At 64.5% G+C, this 16,752-nt stretch carries 16 protein-coding genes; 4 read left to right on the top strand and 12 right to left on the bottom strand.

Features of this window, described 5'->3' with window-relative positions; translation table 11 throughout:
- Position 1: 1 nt before the first annotated feature.
- The 7 genes from FEZ60_RS10990 to FEZ60_RS10960 all read right to left on the bottom strand — a co-directional run bounded on the left by FEZ60_RS10990 (position 2) and on the right by FEZ60_RS10960 (position 7,032).
- The gene (locus tag FEZ60_RS10990; RefSeq protein ID WP_033231076.1) at positions 2–1,024 is read right to left on the bottom strand and encodes a methionine synthase; all 1,023 of its coding nucleotides are present in this window, start codon (positions 1,022–1,024) and stop codon (positions 2–4) included.
- Positions 1,021–2,133, bottom strand: a complete 1,113-nt coding sequence (gene mnmA, locus FEZ60_RS10985; protein ID WP_172936103.1) for a tRNA 2-thiouridine(34) synthase MnmA — start codon at positions 2,131–2,133, stop codon at positions 1,021–1,023. Before mnmA ends, FEZ60_RS10990 begins: the two co-directional genes overlap by 4 nt.
- Positions 2,133–3,362: a cysteine desulfurase family protein gene (locus FEZ60_RS10980; RefSeq protein WP_033231476.1), complete on the bottom strand. Its 1,230-nt coding sequence runs from the start codon at positions 3,360–3,362 to the stop codon at positions 2,133–2,135. The genes mnmA and FEZ60_RS10980 overlap by 1 nt, the downstream gene beginning before the upstream one ends.
- Before the next feature lie 44 nt (positions 3,363–3,406).
- Positions 3,407–4,264 (bottom strand): lysophospholipid acyltransferase family protein, encoded by an 858-nt coding sequence (locus FEZ60_RS10975; RefSeq protein WP_172936102.1) that lies wholly within the window; start codon positions 4,262–4,264, stop codon positions 3,407–3,409.
- A complete protein-coding gene (locus FEZ60_RS10970) occupies positions 4,261–5,091 on the bottom strand; it encodes a GNAT family N-acyltransferase (protein ID WP_172936101.1) in 831 nt (276 codons plus the stop codon). Before FEZ60_RS10970 ends, FEZ60_RS10975 begins: the two co-directional genes overlap by 4 nt.
- A gap of 135 nt (positions 5,092–5,226) precedes the next feature.
- On the bottom strand, positions 5,227–6,183 hold the full coding sequence (locus tag FEZ60_RS10965) for an electron transfer flavoprotein subunit alpha/FixB family protein (protein ID WP_045070388.1): 957 nt from the start codon (positions 6,181–6,183) through the stop codon (positions 5,227–5,229).
- Positions 6,184–6,231: 48 nt separating this feature from the next.
- Entirely contained in the window at positions 6,232–7,032 is an 801-nt protein-coding gene (locus FEZ60_RS10960; RefSeq protein ID WP_033231080.1) for an electron transfer flavoprotein subunit beta/FixA family protein, read from the bottom strand.
- 247 nt (positions 7,033–7,279) lie between these two features.
- Here FEZ60_RS10960 and FEZ60_RS10955 point away from each other — a divergent pair, with 247 nt between their 5' ends.
- From FEZ60_RS10955 to FEZ60_RS10945, 3 genes are read left to right on the top strand one after another with little or no spacing between them, the layout of a single operon-like run.
- Positions 7,280–8,089 (top strand): methyltransferase domain-containing protein, encoded by an 810-nt coding sequence (locus FEZ60_RS10955; protein ID WP_172936100.1) that lies wholly within the window; start codon positions 7,280–7,282, stop codon positions 8,087–8,089.
- A gap of 29 nt (positions 8,090–8,118) precedes the next feature.
- On the top strand, positions 8,119–9,654 hold the full coding sequence (locus tag FEZ60_RS10950) for a glycoside hydrolase family 57 protein (RefSeq protein ID WP_033231081.1): 1,536 nt from the start codon (positions 8,119–8,121) through the stop codon (positions 9,652–9,654).
- Positions 9,651–10,895 (top strand): glycosyltransferase, encoded by a 1,245-nt coding sequence (locus FEZ60_RS10945; RefSeq protein WP_172936099.1) that lies wholly within the window; start codon positions 9,651–9,653, stop codon positions 10,893–10,895. The genes FEZ60_RS10950 and FEZ60_RS10945 overlap by 4 nt, the downstream gene beginning before the upstream one ends.
- Here FEZ60_RS10945 and FEZ60_RS10940 read toward each other — a convergent pair.
- Positions 10,881–11,510: a maleylpyruvate isomerase family mycothiol-dependent enzyme gene (locus FEZ60_RS10940; RefSeq protein WP_172936098.1), complete on the bottom strand. Its 630-nt coding sequence runs from the start codon at positions 11,508–11,510 to the stop codon at positions 10,881–10,883. The two genes, FEZ60_RS10945 and FEZ60_RS10940, sit on opposite strands and share 15 nt — an antisense overlap.
- A gap of 28 nt (positions 11,511–11,538) precedes the next feature.
- A complete protein-coding gene (locus tag FEZ60_RS10935; RefSeq protein ID WP_033231084.1) occupies positions 11,539–12,300 on the bottom strand; it encodes an acyltransferase in 762 nt (253 codons plus the stop codon).
- A gap of 117 nt (positions 12,301–12,417) precedes the next feature.
- Between FEZ60_RS10935 and FEZ60_RS10930 the strand changes: the two genes are divergently transcribed.
- Complete coding sequence (locus FEZ60_RS10930) at positions 12,418–13,725, top strand: PQQ-binding-like beta-propeller repeat protein (RefSeq protein WP_045070399.1); 1,308 nt, start codon at positions 12,418–12,420, stop codon at positions 13,723–13,725.
- Positions 13,726–13,744: 19 nt separating this feature from the next.
- Here the strand turns inward: FEZ60_RS10930 and FEZ60_RS10925 are convergent, their stop codons facing one another.
- The 3 genes from FEZ60_RS10925 to FEZ60_RS10915 form a co-directional block, all read right to left on the bottom strand.
- Positions 13,745–14,902 (bottom strand): class I SAM-dependent methyltransferase, encoded by a 1,158-nt coding sequence (locus FEZ60_RS10925; RefSeq protein ID WP_172936097.1) that lies wholly within the window; start codon positions 14,900–14,902, stop codon positions 13,745–13,747.
- A gap of 4 nt (positions 14,903–14,906) precedes the next feature.
- On the bottom strand, positions 14,907–15,860 hold the full coding sequence (locus FEZ60_RS10920; RefSeq protein ID WP_045071127.1) for a class I SAM-dependent methyltransferase: 954 nt from the start codon (positions 15,858–15,860) through the stop codon (positions 14,907–14,909).
- Positions 15,861–15,972: 112 nt separating this feature from the next.
- The gene (locus FEZ60_RS10915) at positions 15,973–16,752 is read right to left on the bottom strand and encodes an enoyl-CoA hydratase-related protein (protein WP_033231088.1); all 780 of its coding nucleotides are present in this window, start codon (positions 16,750–16,752) and stop codon (positions 15,973–15,975) included.

Here is a 16,752-nt window from a genome sequence, read left to right as displayed (position 1 = left end):
GTCAGAACGCCGACGGATCGTCCACCAAGGCCTTGCTGACGTCGGTGCACACCTTCAGCGCCGTGCGGGCGTAGTCGAGGCCGGCGCCGGCCAGACCGCATCGCGGGGTCACCGCCACCTGAGTCTGCAGCAGCTCCCGTGAGAACCCGAGACGGTCGATCAGCGTCACGGCAGGCATTGCGCATTCTTTCCACGTCAGCGGCTTCTCGGGCGCCGTGGAGGGAACCAGACCCAACGCCAGCTGCTTGCCGGCATCGAACAGCTGGCCGATGCCGTCCAAGTCGCGCGAGGAAATCAGGGACAGGTCGAAGCTCACGGCACTCGCCTTGCTGCGTCGCAGCAGATCCCACGGGAGGTCCGCGCTGCAACTGTGCACGATGGTCGGCAATCCGCAGCCCTCGATGGCCGAGTCCAGAATCGCCAGGGCTTCCGGTTCGGGGAGCGCCGGAACACTTTCCATTCTCGTGCGTCCGGGCAAAGACCCGGCGAGCACAGCAGTCATCTGCGGTTCGTCGAGCTGAACGATCACGCGGGCACCCGTGCGGCGGGTCACCTCGGCGGCGTGGCGGGCCAACCCCTCGCCCAACGATTCGGCGATGTCACGCAGTGCTCCGCGATCCACGAGCACACGTGAACCGTTTGCGACCTCGATCTCGGCGCCGAGCGTCAGCGGTCCGGCAGCCTGCAGTTTGATCACGTGATCTCCGCCGACCAGCCGCGCTGCTTCCCAGGCTTCCTCGAGAGCGTCGAGATCCTGGTTCAGGAAATCCTCGGCGCGCTTGGCGATGTTGCCGCGCCGGGGCACAACCCGGTACGAGCGCGTCGACGCGTCGAGGTTGATGTCGACGAGGACTGCACCGGTTCGGCCCACTGTGTCTGCGCCGAGACCGCGTGCCGGTAGTTCCACCAGGTGCGGAAATCCGCCGAGCTCACCGAGGATGGTGGCGGCACTTTCCCGGGCATCCGTGCCCGGCCAGGATCCGATTCCGGTGACCAGGCCACCGATGGAAACCTGCTGTGTCACAGTGTGTTCGACTCGGATTCGGTTCCGGCGATAGTGCCGCTGCCGAGTACCTGATCGCCCAGTTCACTGTCGGGACGGTACAAAACCACTGCCTGCCCCTTCGCGACACCCGTCAGCGGTTCACGCAAGGAAATCGTGATGCCGCCGCCTGAAGTGCCGTCGTCGACTGCCTCTGCCACTGCCTGCGCCAGTCCGCCGTGAGCCCGAACCTGCACCATGCACTCGACCGGGCCTTCGGGGGCCTGACCGGACGTCCAGATCGCACGCTGCGCCGTGATCGCCCACACATCGAGATTCTTGGCCGAACCGACTCGGACAGTGCCGGTTTCGGGTTCGATCGACGTCACGTACCGCGGGCGTCCGTCCACCGCCGGACCTTCGACGCCCAGTCCCTTACGCTGACCGATCGTGAAGCCGTGCACGCCGTCGTGTGCTGCCAGGACCTCACCCGAATCGGCGTCGACGACGCTTCCCGGGCGAACACCGATCCGGGCGCCGAGGAATGCTCGGGTGTCGCCGGTCGGGATGAAGCAGATGTCGTGACTGTCCGGCTTGTTCGCGACGGCAAGTCCGCGCTCGGCGGCCTCTTCGCGGATCTGCTCCTTCGGTGTGTCGCCGATCGGGAACATAGCGCGCGAAAGCTGCGCTGCTGTCAGAACTCCCAGGACGTACGACTGATCCTTGTCGGAGTCGACTGCGCGGCGCAGAACGCCGTCTTCGAGGCGGGCGTAATGGCCCGTGGCAACGGCGTCGAATCCGAGCGCAACCGCGCGATCCGCGAGAGCGGTGAACTTGATCTTCTCGTTGCAGCGCAGGCACGGGTTAGGCGTCTCACCCGCGGCGTACGACGCCACAAAATCGTCGATCACGTCTTCTTTGAAGCGATCCGCAAAGTCCCAGACGTAGAAGGGGATTCCCAGAACGTCAGCGGCGCGCCTGGCATCGCCCGCGTCTTCCTTGGAACAGCATCCACGCGAACCCGTGCGCAAAGCGCCAGGTGCCGTCGACAACGCCAGATGAACTCCCACGACGTCATGGCCGGCGGCAACTGCGCGGGCGGCGGCAACGGCGGAGTCGACGCCTCCGCTCATGGCTGCGAGTACTCGCATCAGCGATCCCCTCCACGCGAACCGGCACCGGCAAGACCGGCGGCCCGAGCGCGCTCTACTACTTGTGGCAGCGCTGCGATGAGCGCATCCACATCGGTGACACTCGACGTATGTCCGAGTGAAAATCTCAAGGAGCCCCGCGCGGTCGACGGTTCTACGCCCATCGCGATCAGCACGTGGCTGGCCCGGGCAACACCTGCGGTGCACGCCGAACCGGTGGAGCATTCGATACCCGCAGCGTCGAGGAGCATCAGCAACGAGTCCCCTTCACAGCCGGGAAAAGTGAAGTGCGCGTTGCCGGGCAGACGGTCCGAACCGGTCGGGCCGTTGAGTACCGATTCGGGAAGAATCCGGAAAACACCCTCGATCAAACGATCGCGTAGTTCCGCCAATTCCCGTGCACTGGAATCGATGTGCGCGGTGTTCTCGCGCAGCGCCGCGGCCATGCCCACCACGCCCGCGGTATCCGGGGTTCCCGAACGAAGATCACGCTCGTGTCCGCCGCCGTGCAGGAGCGGCACACACGGAACCTGACGTCCCAGCAGCAGTGCGCCGACGCCGTGCGGGCCGCCGAACTTGTGTGCCGCGATACTCAGAGCAGAGAGCTTGCTCGCGGCAAAATCGACTGGCAACTGGGCAACGGCCTGGACCGCGTCACTGTGCATCGGGATTTCGAATTCCGCTGATATCTCGGCCAATTCGAGAATCGGCATGACGGTGCCGACCTCGTTGTTCGCCCACATGATCGTGACGAGTGCAACCTCGTCGGCGTGCACCGACAACTCGTCTCGCAGGGTCTGCGGGTCGACTACTCCGTTGGCGTCCACCGGCAACCAGGTGACCTTGGCACCCTCGTGCTTTTCGAGCCACTCCACGGTGTCGAGAACCGCGTGGTGCTCTACCGAGCTCGCCAGGATTCGGTTGCGCCTCGGGTCGGCGTCACGGCGGGCCCAGAAGATTCCCTTGACTGCGAGGTTGTCACTCTCGGTACCGCCGGACGTGAAGATGACCTCCGACGGCCGAGCGCCCAGGCAGGCCGCGATCGACTCGCGCGATTCCTCGACACGGCGGCGCGCAGCACGGCCGGAGCCGTGCAGCGAGGACGCATTGCCCACGGTTGTGAAGATATCGGTCATCGCCTCGATAGCAGCTGCCGTCATCGGTGTGGTGGCGGCATGATCGAGGTACACCGGAAATGCGGTGTCAACACGGTGTGCAGGCAGAGTCATGGCCTGACCAGGATAGCCCAGCACGACGGCTCGCTTCGCGCCGCTTACCCGGCTGAGCGAACATCCTCCGGCGCGGCGGTGATCCGCATCTCCAGATCGGACACCAGAGCAGTTGTGCCGCGTACTGCCCGCTCACACCGCTCCGCAAGCTCGCGCCGGCACTCCCCTGCCTCTTCGAGCGGCGCCAATCGGACCTCGACCTCCACACTTTTCTGACGCAGGATTCGCACGATGGATTGCCCGATCGTCTCGCTGCCGACAAAACACGGGCCAGTACACAGGGAGCCGTCGGCGTTGGCGTACCGGATCGCCATGGGCTGGACCGAGCACTGCGAATCGACCGCTGCCTGGAACATCGCCGGGCGGAATCCGCCGTACGCCCGCCCGCACCAGGTCGTTCCCTCCGGAAAGACCATGATGCGCACGCCTCGTTCCAGGCGCTCACGCACAGCTGCGACGACTTCGGGCAGCTCACGCAGCCGAGCGCGATCGATCGGCACAACTCGCATACGACGTGCCAGCGATCCAAGGACCGCCCACTCGAGCAGATCCGCCCGGGCGACGAAGTTCGCGGGCGCAACAGCACTCGCAACCAGTACGTCCGTCCAGGACACATGGCCGGCGACCACCATTACCCCGTCCGGTTCAGGCCTGCCCAATCGCTGATCGTCGACGCTCAGTTTCATGCCTAGGCAGCGGAGCAGCAGGCGTGAGTACGCACGCTGCAGATGAACGCGCCAGGTTCGCGGCAGCAACCAGCCCGCTGACAGTATCGGCGCAGTCAGCAACGCGCACCCGACCATCACCGCTCGAATCCCTACCGTGATATTCGACACACGCGCCGGATCGGACGGCAGACACCCGTCGCCGCACGGGCTCGACGGCACCCAGTAGGGGGTCATCCCGCGAACCCTTGCTGGGTTGACGCCGCCGATCGAAGCCGATCGAGGTACCGCTTGTTTGCCGAGTGCAGACCTTGCAGCGCAACAAAATCCGCGACGCCGAACGCGGGATCGTAGGCGGGTTCACCGCAGATCACGGCGCCCATGCGCAGATATCCGCGCAGCAGCGGTGGCATGGTCACGCGTGCGGGTGGTGCGATCTGATCCAGTGTGCGGCCGCCGAGAACGACAGGATTTCGGGGAACGGCCCGCCTCTCCAACGGACTGGCGTGCTTGTTCAACACAAAATCGCGGACGCCACGCACATCCGCGCCGGGGACGGCACCGGGGTGCGGGGTGATCGGAACGGAGACGCACCCCATCACCCATTCGTGGCCGGTCAGTTCGAGGTACTGCAGAATCCCGGACCACATGAGTCCGAGTACTGATCCGTTGCGATGCGCCGGATCGACACATGCGCGGCCCATCTCGACCACTCGGCGCGCCGCGGGATCGATAGCCGAGATATCGAATTCCGTTGCGGTGTAATACCCGCCTGCTCTGGCCGCGGCATCCGGGGTGAGCATGCGGTAGCACCCGACGTAATCGCCGGTGACATCGTCGTAGACCAGGATGTGGTCACAGAAATCGTCGAACGCATCTGCGTCGAGCTCGAAAGGTGAAGCGGGAATCGAGAATCCGGGCTCGGAGACGAATACCCGGTATCGAAGGCGCTGCGCGGCCACTCGATGTTCACGGTCGGAGGAGACGATCAGGGAATATCTCGGCGCGGCGACCTCACGGCCGAGATTGTCACTCGCGGGGCGAAGGACTGACGTAATTGTCATGCGCCAGGTTTATCGACCGGACGCGACGGCGCGGCATCAGCAAAGTGACGCGCCGATGCAGGCCGGGTGAATAAAGCACTGTGCGCCCTTGTCAACCGCTGGGGGTTGATAAGGGCGCACAGCAGGTGGTGCTTTTTAGCCCTTGTGAGCCTTCACAGCCTCGGTGAGCTGCGGTGCGACGTTGAACAGGTCGCCCACGATGCCGAAGTCGGCGATCTCGAAGATGGGTGCCTCTTCGTCCTTGTTGACCGCGACGATGGTCTTGGACGTCTGCATGCCGGCGCGGTGCTGGATGGCACCGGAAATGCCGAGTGCGATGTACAGCTGCGGGGAGACCGTCTTACCGGTCTGACCGACCTGGAACTGTCCGGGGTAGTAACCCGAGTCCACAGCCGCACGCGAAGCGCCGACTGCTGCGCCGAGGGAATCGGCGAGCTCTTCGACGACGGAGAACTTGTCGGCGCTGCCGACGCCACGTCCACCGGAAACCACAACGCTGGCTTCGGTGAGCTCGGGGCGGTCGCCACCGACGATCGGCTCACGCGAGGTGACCTTGACGGCACTCTCGTCCTGAGCCGGAACCTCGACAGCGATCTGCTCGCCGGCGCCGGCCTGCGGAGCTGCTTCGACTGCACCCGGGCGAACCGAGTAGACGGGGACGTCGCCGTTTGCCTTGGCCTCGACGGTGAACGCGCCACCGAAGATGGAGTGGACGCCGGTTCCGTCGGCCTTGATCTCGATGACGTCGGTCAGCAGACCGGAGCCCAGACGTGCGGCCAGACGACCGGCAACCTCTTTGCCCTCGGTGCCGGCTGCGGTGATGACCGCTGCGGGGCTGGTGGACTCGACGAGTGCGGCGAGAACGTCGACCTTGGGGGTGACGAGGTAGCCCTCGATGTCGTCGGACTCGGCGACGTAGATCTTCTCTGCGCCGGCTGCTGCCAGTGCGTCGGCGAGCTTGGCTGCGGTGCCGGCGGGGCCGGCGACAACTGCCGACGGCTCACCGAGTGCGCGTGCAGCGGTGATGAGTTCGGTGCTGACCTTCTTCAGCGCACCTTCTGCGTGCTCTACGAGCACAAGTACTTCTGCCATGACTTAACTCTCCCTGAGTTTTTCTGCTGGTTGCCTAGAAGGGCGCGATCAGATGACCTTGTTGCTGACGAGGTACGCGGCAATCTTGGTGCCACCGTCTCCCTCGTCGGCGATGCGCTCACCAGCGGTGCGGGGGGGCTTCGGAGTGGAGGAGGTCACGGTCGTGCCGGCGTTGGCAACACCCACGGTCTCCGGGTCGACACCGAGGTCGGCCAGTGTGTAGACGAGAACTTCCTTCTTCTTCGCGGCCATGATGCCCTTGAAGGAGGGGAAGCGCGGCTCGTTGATCTTCTCGGTGACCGAGACGATTGCGGGCAGCGAAGCCTCGAGGCCGAAAACGCCCTCGTCGGTCTCGCGCTCACCGGTGACGGTGCCGTCAGCGACGACGAGCTTGCGCAGCTGCGTGAGCTGCGGAATGCCCAGGTACTCGGCAATGATGGCCGGAACAGCGCCGACACGGCCGTCAGTGGCCTCGTTGCCGGCGATGATCAGGTCTGCAGGCTCTTCGTTCTCGAACGTGATCTGTCCGAGTGCGGCTGCGAGGGTCCACGCGGTCTGGATGGCGTCGGAGCCGTGCAGCGCGGGGTCGTTGATGTGGACAGCCTTGTCGGCGCCCATCGACAGTGCCTTGCGGATAGCGTCGGTGGCGCGGTCGGGGCCTGCGGACAGCACCGTCACCTCACCGCCCTGAGCTTCCTTGATGAGGAGTGCTTCTTCGACGGAGCGCTCGTTGATCTCGTCGAGCACTGCGTCTGCGGCTTCACGGTCAAGCGTGTAGTCGCCGTCGGTCAGCTTGCGCTCGGACCATGTGTCGGGGACCTGCTTGATCAAAACAACGATATTCGTCATGGGTCTTCGTCGACCTCCTGTGTGTATTTCACCTGATAAATCGTCTGTGTTGCTACGCGCAGGCCGAGGGATTCCGCAAATGGATTTCTCGTCTCACGTCGGCTGTGCGTTAGATTACCTCACGTTAAGTTACCCGTCGGTAACTTAACGTGGAACCACCCTCACCATAACGGCACGGAGTGCAAATTATCGCTGTGATCTGGACCACGTGAACACGTTCTATCCGTTTGGCACTAATCTCCCAGAGGTGAGTGAAACAAGTGTCAGCAACCACGAGGACGCACCCCTGCCCCTGACGGGCGAACGAACTGTGCCGGGAATTCCCGAGGAGAACTACTGGTTCCGGCGCCACGAAGTTGTCTACCGCGCGTTGCTGGAACGCTGCACCGATCGCCGCGTGCTCGAAGCCGGTTCCGGAGAAGGCTACGGCGCCAACATGATTGCCGATGTCGCCACAAAGGTCACCGGTCTCGATTACGACATCTCCGCCGTCGAACACGTCCGCGCTCGTTACCCCCGCGTCGAGATGGTCCACGGCAATCTCGCCGAATTGCCACTCGAAGACAATTCGGTGGACGTAGTAGTGAACTTCCAGGTAATCGAGCACCTGTGGGACCAGGGACAATTCCTGCGCGAGTGCTTCCGAGTCTTGGCTCCTGGCGGCGAACTTCTCATCAGCACCCCCAATCGGATCACCTTCTCCCCCGGCCGGGACACACCGCTCAACCCGTTTCACACCCGCGAACTCAACGCAGACGAGATGACGGAACTCCTGGTCGACGCCGGATTCCGCGTCCAACTCATGACGGGTGTCCATCACGGCCCGCGGCTGAAGGACCTCGACGCCAAACACGGCGGATCGTTCATCAATGCGCAGATCGACCGTGCCCTCGCCGGTGAGCCATGGCCGGCGGACCTGACCCGCGACGTCGAAGGCATCACCGTGGACGACTTCACGCTCGCCGCCCCCGACATCGACGCAAGCCTCGACCTCGTCGCAATTGCCGTGAAAGACGCCGCTGTCAAAGACCCCGCAGTGAAAGATCCTGCCGAGTGAGTAACGCAACACCCGTCCAAGAACCGGGGATGTTCGCCCTGGTCCTGCACTCGCACCTGCCGTGGCTCGCCAACCACGGGCGATGGCCCGTCGGCGAAGAATGGCTCTACCAGTCGTGGGCCGGGTCGTACCTCCCCCTCACAGCGGCGCTACGACGCCTCGCCGACGAAGGTCGATCCAACCTTCTGACGCTGGGAATCACGCCGGTACTCGCGGCACAGCTCGACGATCCACACTGCCTCGCCGGGATGCACCACTGGCTCGGCAATTGGCAGATCCGCGCGCACGAAGCGGCCGGGATGCCCGACGCGGCGCACCGTGAACTCGGCGCGCGCGAGCACCGTGCGTCTGCCGCAGCATTGGAAGACTTCGAAACCCGTTGGCAGCACGGCGCTTCCCCGGTTTTCCGCGATCTCATCGACCGCGGCGCCTTCGAATTGCTCGGGGGCCCGCTGGCTCATCCGTTCCAGCCGCTTCTCGATCCTCGGCTGCGCGCGTTCTCCCTCCGCGAGGGCCTCGCCGACGCTCAGGCGCGGTGGAACCACACGCCCACCGGCATTTGGGGACCCGAATGCGGGTACACCCCCGGCATGGAACGTGGGTACGCCGAAGCCGGCGTCACACACTTCATGGTCGACGGCCCTGCCCTGCGCGGTGACACCACCCTCGGCCGCCCGGTCCGCGACTCCGATGTTGTGGCCTTCGGCCGCGACCTGCAGGTCAGCTACCGCGTCTGGTCTCCGAAATCCGGATATCCCGGCCACGGCGCGTACCGCGATTTCCACACGTACGACCACGAGACCGGCCTGAAACCGTCCCGGGTCACCGGCCGAACGGTCGACTCCGCTGACAAGGCTCCCTACGATCCGGACCTCGCAGCGGCCGCCGTCGACAAGCATGTCACCGACTTCGTCGAGGCCGTCCGTGCGCGACTGCGATCGGAATCCGCGCGCATCGGGCGCGACGCACTGGTGGTCGCGGCGTTCGACACCGAGCTGTTCGGACACTGGTGGTACGAGGGTCCGCAGTGGCTCGAAAAGGTTCTTCGCGCCCTACCAGAGGCGGGCATCCGCGTCGGAACCCTAGGCGATGCGCAGGCCGCCGGATACGTGGGTAAGCCTGTGCAACTGGAGGATTCGTCGTGGGGATCAGGCAAGGACTGGCGAGTGTGGGCGGGCGATCAGGTCAGTGATCTCGTGCAACTCAACACCGAAGTTGTCGACACGGCACTGAATGCGGTGGACAAGTCTCGTGGGCACGACAATGTCCCCGGACGTCCGGAACTGCGAAACCGGGTAAACGATCAGGTGCTTCGGGAGACACTGATGACAGTGTCGAGCGATTGGGCGTTCATGGTGAGCAAGGATTCCGCAGCGGGGTATGCGCGCGAACGCGCACACAAGCACGCTCACGCAACCAGGGAGATCGCCGACGCCGTGGTCTCCGGCAGGGATGCGGTTGCCACCCGCCTCGCCGACGGCTGGAATCGCGCGGACGGCCTGTTCCCCGGCCTCGACGCACGGCGTCTGCCGCAGAGCGAACTGGCAAACGGGAGCATCTCGTGAAAATTCTCATCGTTTCGTGGGAATACCCCCCGGTTGTGGTCGGCGGACTGGGTCGGCACGTCCACCATCTCGCCACCGAACTGGCCGCGGCCGGGCACGAGGTGGTTGTTCTGTCGCGTCGTCCGTCCGGTACCGACGCGTCGACGCACCCGACGGTCACGCACATCTCCGAAGGCGTGCTTGTCGTCGCGGTTGCCGAGGACCCAGCACACTTCGTGTTCGGCGAGGACATGCTCGCCTGGACACTCGCGATGGGTCACGCGATGGTCAGAGCCGGAACGGCGCTGCACAAGCCTGGTGTCGGCGAAGGCTGGCAGCCTGACGTGGTTCACGCCCACGACTGGCTGGTCGCTCACCCCGCAATCGCCTTGGCCGAATTCTACGACGTGCCACTGGTTTCCACGCTCCACGCCACGGAAGCCGGCCGGCACAGCGGCTGGATCTCCGGACGCATCAACCGTCAGGTCCATTCCGTCGAATGGTGGCTGGCCAACGAATCCGACGCTCTCATAACATGTTCCGCGTCAATGCAGGACGAGGTTACCGAGCTCTACGGCCCTTCACTGCCGCCGCTCACGGTCATCCGAAACGGAATTGACCTGACCACGTGGAACTTTCGCGAACGTGCACCGAGGTCGGGGCCACCGAAACTACTCTTTGTCGGACGCCTCGAATACGAGAAAGGTGTCCAGGACGCTATTGCTGCGCTGCCGCGAATCCGTCGTAGCCATCCCGGCACCACACTCGCTGTCGCGGGCGAGGGCACTCAGTTCGGCTGGCTCGCCGAACAGGCGCGCACCCATCGCGTCGTGCGGTCGGTCAACTTTCTCGGCAACCTCGACCACTCCGAGCTTCTGAGTTGGCTGCACGGCGCCGACGCCATAGTTCTGCCGTCACGGTACGAACCGTTCGGCATCATCGCTCTCGAAGCCGCAGCAGCCGGTACACCGCTGATTACCTCTACTGCAGGTGGATTGGGCGAAGCCGTTGTCGACGGCGTAACCGGTATGTCCTTCCAACCCGGCGATGTTGCGGGACTGACGTCGGCCGTACGCGAAGTGCTCGACGACCCGGCGGGCGCTCAGGAACGCGCCGTCGCAGCGCGGGCACGCCTCACCTCGGACTTCGACTGGCATCAAGTGGCCGAGGAAACCGTGCACGTGTACGCGGGAGCCAAGCGTCGGGTGCGCCATCCCCTGGCCCGCCCAGTGATTCCGGAGCGCCCGCTACCCGGACGCTGACGTGAACCGCATCCGCGCGTCGCCGAGCAGATGGCCCGGCGGCATGATGCGGCCACACAGCACCATCAGCAAGTCCTGTGCGGCGCCGTGCACTTCGGCGCCTGCGCCGAATTCCCAGTCCCGGTCGTCAGCGCGCAGACGCACGCCTTCGAGGTCTGCGCCGAAGTACTTCACGTTCTTGGGTGACAAGCCGCCCAGAACACGACTGAGGCGGTCCTCCGGTACGACGTAGTCGTCGCCGAGGGCAACGCGGATGTCCTGGCCGTGAATGACGTCGTGGGACAGCGCCCCGTCGAAGCCGCCACCGGGCGGCTTCCAGGGGTATGCGACGTGCTCGCGCAGGGAGCCAAGCAGCTGTTGCTCGGTCAAATCGCGTGCGTCCGCAAGCGCACGGCGGTTGGACATGCGGTTGAAGTTGCCGCGCGATTTCACCATTTCGAGTACGAATCGCGAAGCGGGATAACGGTACGGCATGGTGATGTGCGCGACCACTTCACGCACACGCCACCCCTCACACAGCGAGGGCGTGTCCCATTGCGCAGTGGTGAGACCGTCCAGGAAGGTCACCAACTCGCGTCGGTGCTCCACAACCCAATCGGGTGTCTGTTCGCTCATGCCGCACTCCCCTCCCGAGCGTCACGCTCTACTTCTTGACAGATTTGTCCGCCTCGGCGGCTGCCTTCTTCCGCGCGATGTCTTCGAGGGCCGCGATGTACTCGGCACGGTCCGCTGCGCCCGCTTCCCAGTCGGCCTTACGGTTCTTGACGACCTTGGCCGGGGAACCGACGGCGATGCTGTAGTCCGGGATGTCGCCCTTGACTACGGCGTGCGCTCCGAGAACACAACCCCGACCGACGCGGGTGTTACGCAGGACGGTGACCTTCGCGGCAACCCAGGTGTCCGGACCGATGCGCACGGGGCCCTTCACGATGCCCTGATCCTTGATGGGGGTGTTGACGTCGTCCATGCGGTGGTCGAAGTCGCAGATGTAGCACCAGTCGGCAACCAGCGTCGAGGCGCCGATTTCGATGTCGAGGTACGTGTTGACGACGTTGTCCTTGCCGAAGACCACTTTGTCTCCGATGCGCAACGAGCCTTCGTGGCAGCGGATCGCGTTGCCGTCACCGATGTGGACCCAGCGCCCGATTTCGAGGCGGGACAGATCGGGAGTCGAGTGGATTTCGACGTTCTTGCCGAGAAACACCATGCCACGCAGAATCACGTGCGGATTGGCCATCTTGAACTTGGCAAGACGGTAGTACCGCACCAGGTACCAGGGGGTATATGCCTTGTTCGCCAGAACCCATTTGAGGGAATCGACGGTCAGGAACTTGGCCTGATCGCTGTCGTTTCGGCGTGATCCCCGCCACCGAGTGCGCAACGGTGCGCCCCACATGCTCGTCATGAGTATTCAGAGTACGGGCAGTCGACGCACCGACCCTCGGGGTGTGCCCCGTCACGTTGCCTACGGCGGGATAGTCTCTGGTCCGAACTACTTTCGCAAGCGGCAGGGAGATGTGAGATGCGGCGGGTCCTACGGTCGTCCGTGATGGTGATGGCGGCGATCGCTACGGTGATGGCTGCCGGCTGCGGAAGCGAGAGTTCCGTCGTCGACCGCTACGCAACTGCCGGTTGGCCGGCGATGCACGCCGACGCCCGAAACAGCGACACCAGCGAGGTCACGGGTTCCCGCGATCTCGAGTTCGCGTGGTCGCGTCCACTCGGCGGCCCCATTGCCGCGTATGCGTCCGTGGGAGCAAACGGCCAGAGTTTCGTGACGGCGCGCGCCGAGAACGGCTGCAACCTCTTCTCGTTTCAGCTCGACACCGGCCGCAAGGTGTGGTGCACCCGGATGAACGACGGCGTTGCCGCGTCGACGCCCATCGTGGACACCGCGACCAACGTCTACGTGGGTGAAAGCGGGGCGATGGCGTCGTACACCCGCAACGGCCAGTTGCGTTGGCGCACACTTGTTGTCGGCACTCCCCTGTCGGCGCAGTTCACGGGCGACGGCAACCTGCTGTTCATCACGCAGCTCGGCCAGATCAACGTGCTCAATCCCCAGACCGGCGCCAAGGTTGTCTCGTCGTTCAATTTGATTCCGCCGCCGACGTTCGAGCAGCAGACCAACGCCGAACTCATTCCCGACAACCAGGGACTCGACGAGTGCTTCCTCGGCACGTCGGGCTGCCCGGTGGCAAACACCCCCGCAATCGATCTGGAAAGCGGCACGTTCTACTTCACGTTCTACGGGCCCAACTCCCAGGCCGCCGATCTGGTCGCCATGAAGTACACAGGCGGCGACAATCCCTCGATCACCCCAGAGTGGTCCACCGACGCACTGCCCGGCGGAACCGCGTCGAGCCCGGACCTGTCGAAGGACGGAAAGACCGTCTACACCACCGACAACAACGGAACGCTGTGGGCGATCGATGCCGCAACCGGCGACCCGGTGTGGAGTTACAACATCGGCTTCAACTCCGCGGGTAGTCCCTCCACCTCCGACGACGGGTTGATCATCCCTGCCGGAGCTGCCGACGGTCACCTGCTTGCCGTCCAGGACAAGGGCGATCACGCCGAACTCGTCTGGGAGCGCAAGGATCTACTGCAGCTGGGTGTTCCGGCTCAAACTGCCGGGGACACCGGGTACACCGTCGTCCGCGAAGGCGACAACGGGCTGAGCCTGATCACGTTCGACACCCGATCCGGTGAAACCGTTGCTCAGAACACCCTGCCAGGCGCGGTCGGCTTCACTGTCGGCACTTCCATCGGCCCGAACGGTGAAGTGTTGACGCCCAGCGCAATCGGTGAACTGTTCGTCTTCAAGTGAGCTGTGCGACGACTCAGGGCTAGCGCGACGCCTCACAGATGAAGGCCGACGCCGAGCGTCCGATGCGCACGATCACCACACTCAGCGACACAGAACCCTTGAGTTTGAGCCGTGGACGCAGCACTGCCGGATCGACGTCGACACCACGAACCAGGATCTCGACGACGCCGCAGTCGCGCTTCGAGAGAGTCTGTTTCAACAGCTTTTCGGAGTACTTGATCTGTTCGAGAATCCGGAATCCGCGAACTCCCTCGGGGACGCTGTTTCCGGTCAGATAGGCAATCCGTGGGTCCAGTTGCCACAGACCATGTCTGGCCGCGTAATGGCGCACCAGGCCCGCCCGAACGACGGCGCCGTCCGGGTCGATGATCCACTCCCCCGGTTCCTGCTCGGGGATGGTGTCGTCCTCGGCGTCGGTCACCGACCACCCGGTGCCGTCGGACCGCAGTACCGATGCCCGACGGGTCACGCCGTCTTCGGCAAGTCCCGCCGACCACAGACAGGCCTCTTTGACACCGCCGTCGAGTGAGACGACCTCGACCTCGCCGTTCCAGCCGAGGTTGTCGAAATCGATTCCGGGAGCACACTTCACGGCAATGTCGCGGCCGTCGTACGCATCGAGCAGATCCGGGAGCGGCGGCATCAATGCGGCCGGATCGTGTGTTCGCCGTCCACCCGAACGGCGTGCCGGGTCGGCAAGGATCACGGTGCCGCGCGTTGTCGGACGCAAAGCATCAGCCCGCAACAGCGCCGCCGACGGCACGTTGTGACGGGCCATCGCCAAACGGACGGCGTCGATGTCACTACCGATGACCCGATCCGCAACGCCGGTGAGGGCGTGCAGTTCCGCACCGATGGAACACGTCACGTCGTGCACCGTGCGCCCGACAAGTCGCTGCGCACGGTGATCTGCGACAGCCGCCGGGGTGGCCTGCTGCATCGCGTCGTCGGTGAACAACCAGCCCCCGCTGCCGGGGAGTTTTGCAGCCGCCTTTCGGCGCAGCAGAACCGTGTCGACAAGCGCGGGCATGTGGTCGCCGAAACGCGTACGCGCCCGGCCGATGTCGGCCAGACGCGTACGCGTGGACAGCTCGAGCTGTTCCATCTCGGCCAATGCCGCTAGGCCGGAGTCACTTTCCAGATAGGCGACGTCGGCGAGGGTGAAGTCATAACCCAATGTTTCAGTTGCCTGGCTTTACGCCGGTGATCATGACGTTGTAGAAGAAGCCGCGCGGTACGACGTGGCGCAGAATCTTCTCGTCGACCCAACTGAGGGTCTTCCAACCACCGAAAGCGAAGCGCCCCCAGCCCCAACCGAGCTTTTCCTGCGGAACTGCGGCTTCGAAGGTGCGAACCGGCCACCCGAGCAGTGCTGCGGCAAATTCTTCGGTGGCGGCGTGAACCTGGTCGGCGCCGGCGGACTTCGCCATGTTCTCGAGGTCCGTCGGGTCGAACGTGTGAATGTCGACAACAGCTTCGAGAGCGGCGGCGCGTGAGGACTCGTCGAGCTCCTCCTGCGGACGACGCCAGTCGGCGAGGAACGGCAGCTTGGTCACCGTGGTCGTGGCTTCCCACGTCGCGCGGCCGAGCCAGCGAGCGTAGAAGTTACCGACGGTGGTCGGCTCCCCCGCGAAGACAAAGCGCCCCCCGGGCTTGAGGACACGAAGAACCTCGCGCAGCGACTTCTCCACGTCGGGAATGTGGTGCAGCACAGCGTGTCCGACCACGAGGTCGAAGGTGTTGTCCTCGTAGGGAATGGTCTCGGCGTCGGCGACGCGTCCGTCGACGGGCAGACCGAGGTTTTCGGCGTTGCGCATCGCGACCTTGACCATGCCGGGCGAGAGGTCAGTGACCGAACCCGTCTTGGCAACCCCGCCCTGCATCAGGTTGAGGAGGAAAAAGCCGGTGCCACAACCCAGTTCCAGTGCCCGCTCGTACGGCAGCGGCTGATCACCGGCGACGGCGTCGAACCGGCCCCTGGCGTAGTCGATGCAGCGCTCGTCGTACGAGATCGACCACTTGTCGTCGTAGGTCTCGGCTTCCCAGTCGTGGTAGAGCACCTGGGCAAGCTTGGTGTCCTTGCGAGCGGCCTCGACCTCTTCGGCCGTGGCGTGCGGCCGCGGCGCGGGGTCCATTACTGCTTCCTCGGCAGCAGGCGGCGTGGCAATGTCGTCGTCAGTGGGGCTGGCAGTCATTCGGCTATCCTACTCGCTGGTAAGAGATGAACAAGTTCTAATTTAGGGAAGCCTACCGGCCTGTGAACTCGGCCTTGCCTGGACCGTTCTCGATGAACGACGCCATGCCGATCGACTGATCCTCGGTCGCAAACAGTCCTGCAAACAGATGCTGCTCGATCTTCAGGCCCGTTTCCAGGTCCGTGTTCAGGCCCTCGTCGATAGCAGCCTTCGCAGCGGCAATCGCCCGCGATGCGCCGCCGACGAACTGCGAGGCCCACTTCCGGGCAGCGGTGTACACGTCGTCCGGTGCAACAACCTCGTCGATCAAGCCCATTGCCAACGCCTCGTCAGCACCGACAAAACGGCCGGTGAACACCAGATCCTTGGCCTTGGCCGGTCCGATGAGACGGGCCAATCGCTGGGTGCCGCCGCCGCCGGGGATGATGCCGAGCAAGATCTCGGGGACGCCGACCTTGGCATTGTCTCCCGCGATACGACGGTCCGCGGAGAGTGCAACTTCGAGTCCGCCGCCAAGGGCATAGCCGGTGATCGCTGCAACGGTCGGCTTCGGGATCGCGGCGACGGCGCCGATTCCGGCTTGGATTCCGGCCACCGCGTCACTGATCTGAGCGAAGTCCATCTCGGCCATTTCCTTGACGTCCGCACCGGCAGCAAAGACCTTCTCGCCGCCGTAGATAATGACGGCCTTCACTGCCGGATCGACTGCCGCCGCGCGTGCCGCGACCGCGAGTTCGTCCTGGACCTGACGGTTCAGAGCGTTCATCGGGGGGCGCGCGAGACGGATCGTGCCGATACCGTCGGAAACCTCGAGAGTTACAAATTCAGACAT

The organism is Rhodococcus sp. MS16, assembly GCF_013277795.1.
Taxonomy (GTDB): domain Bacteria; phylum Actinomycetota; class Actinomycetes; order Mycobacteriales; family Mycobacteriaceae; genus Rhodococcus_F; species Rhodococcus_F globerula.
The sequence above is the reverse complement of the archived record's forward strand: the minus strand, read 5'-3'. Positions and strand labels throughout refer to the sequence as shown.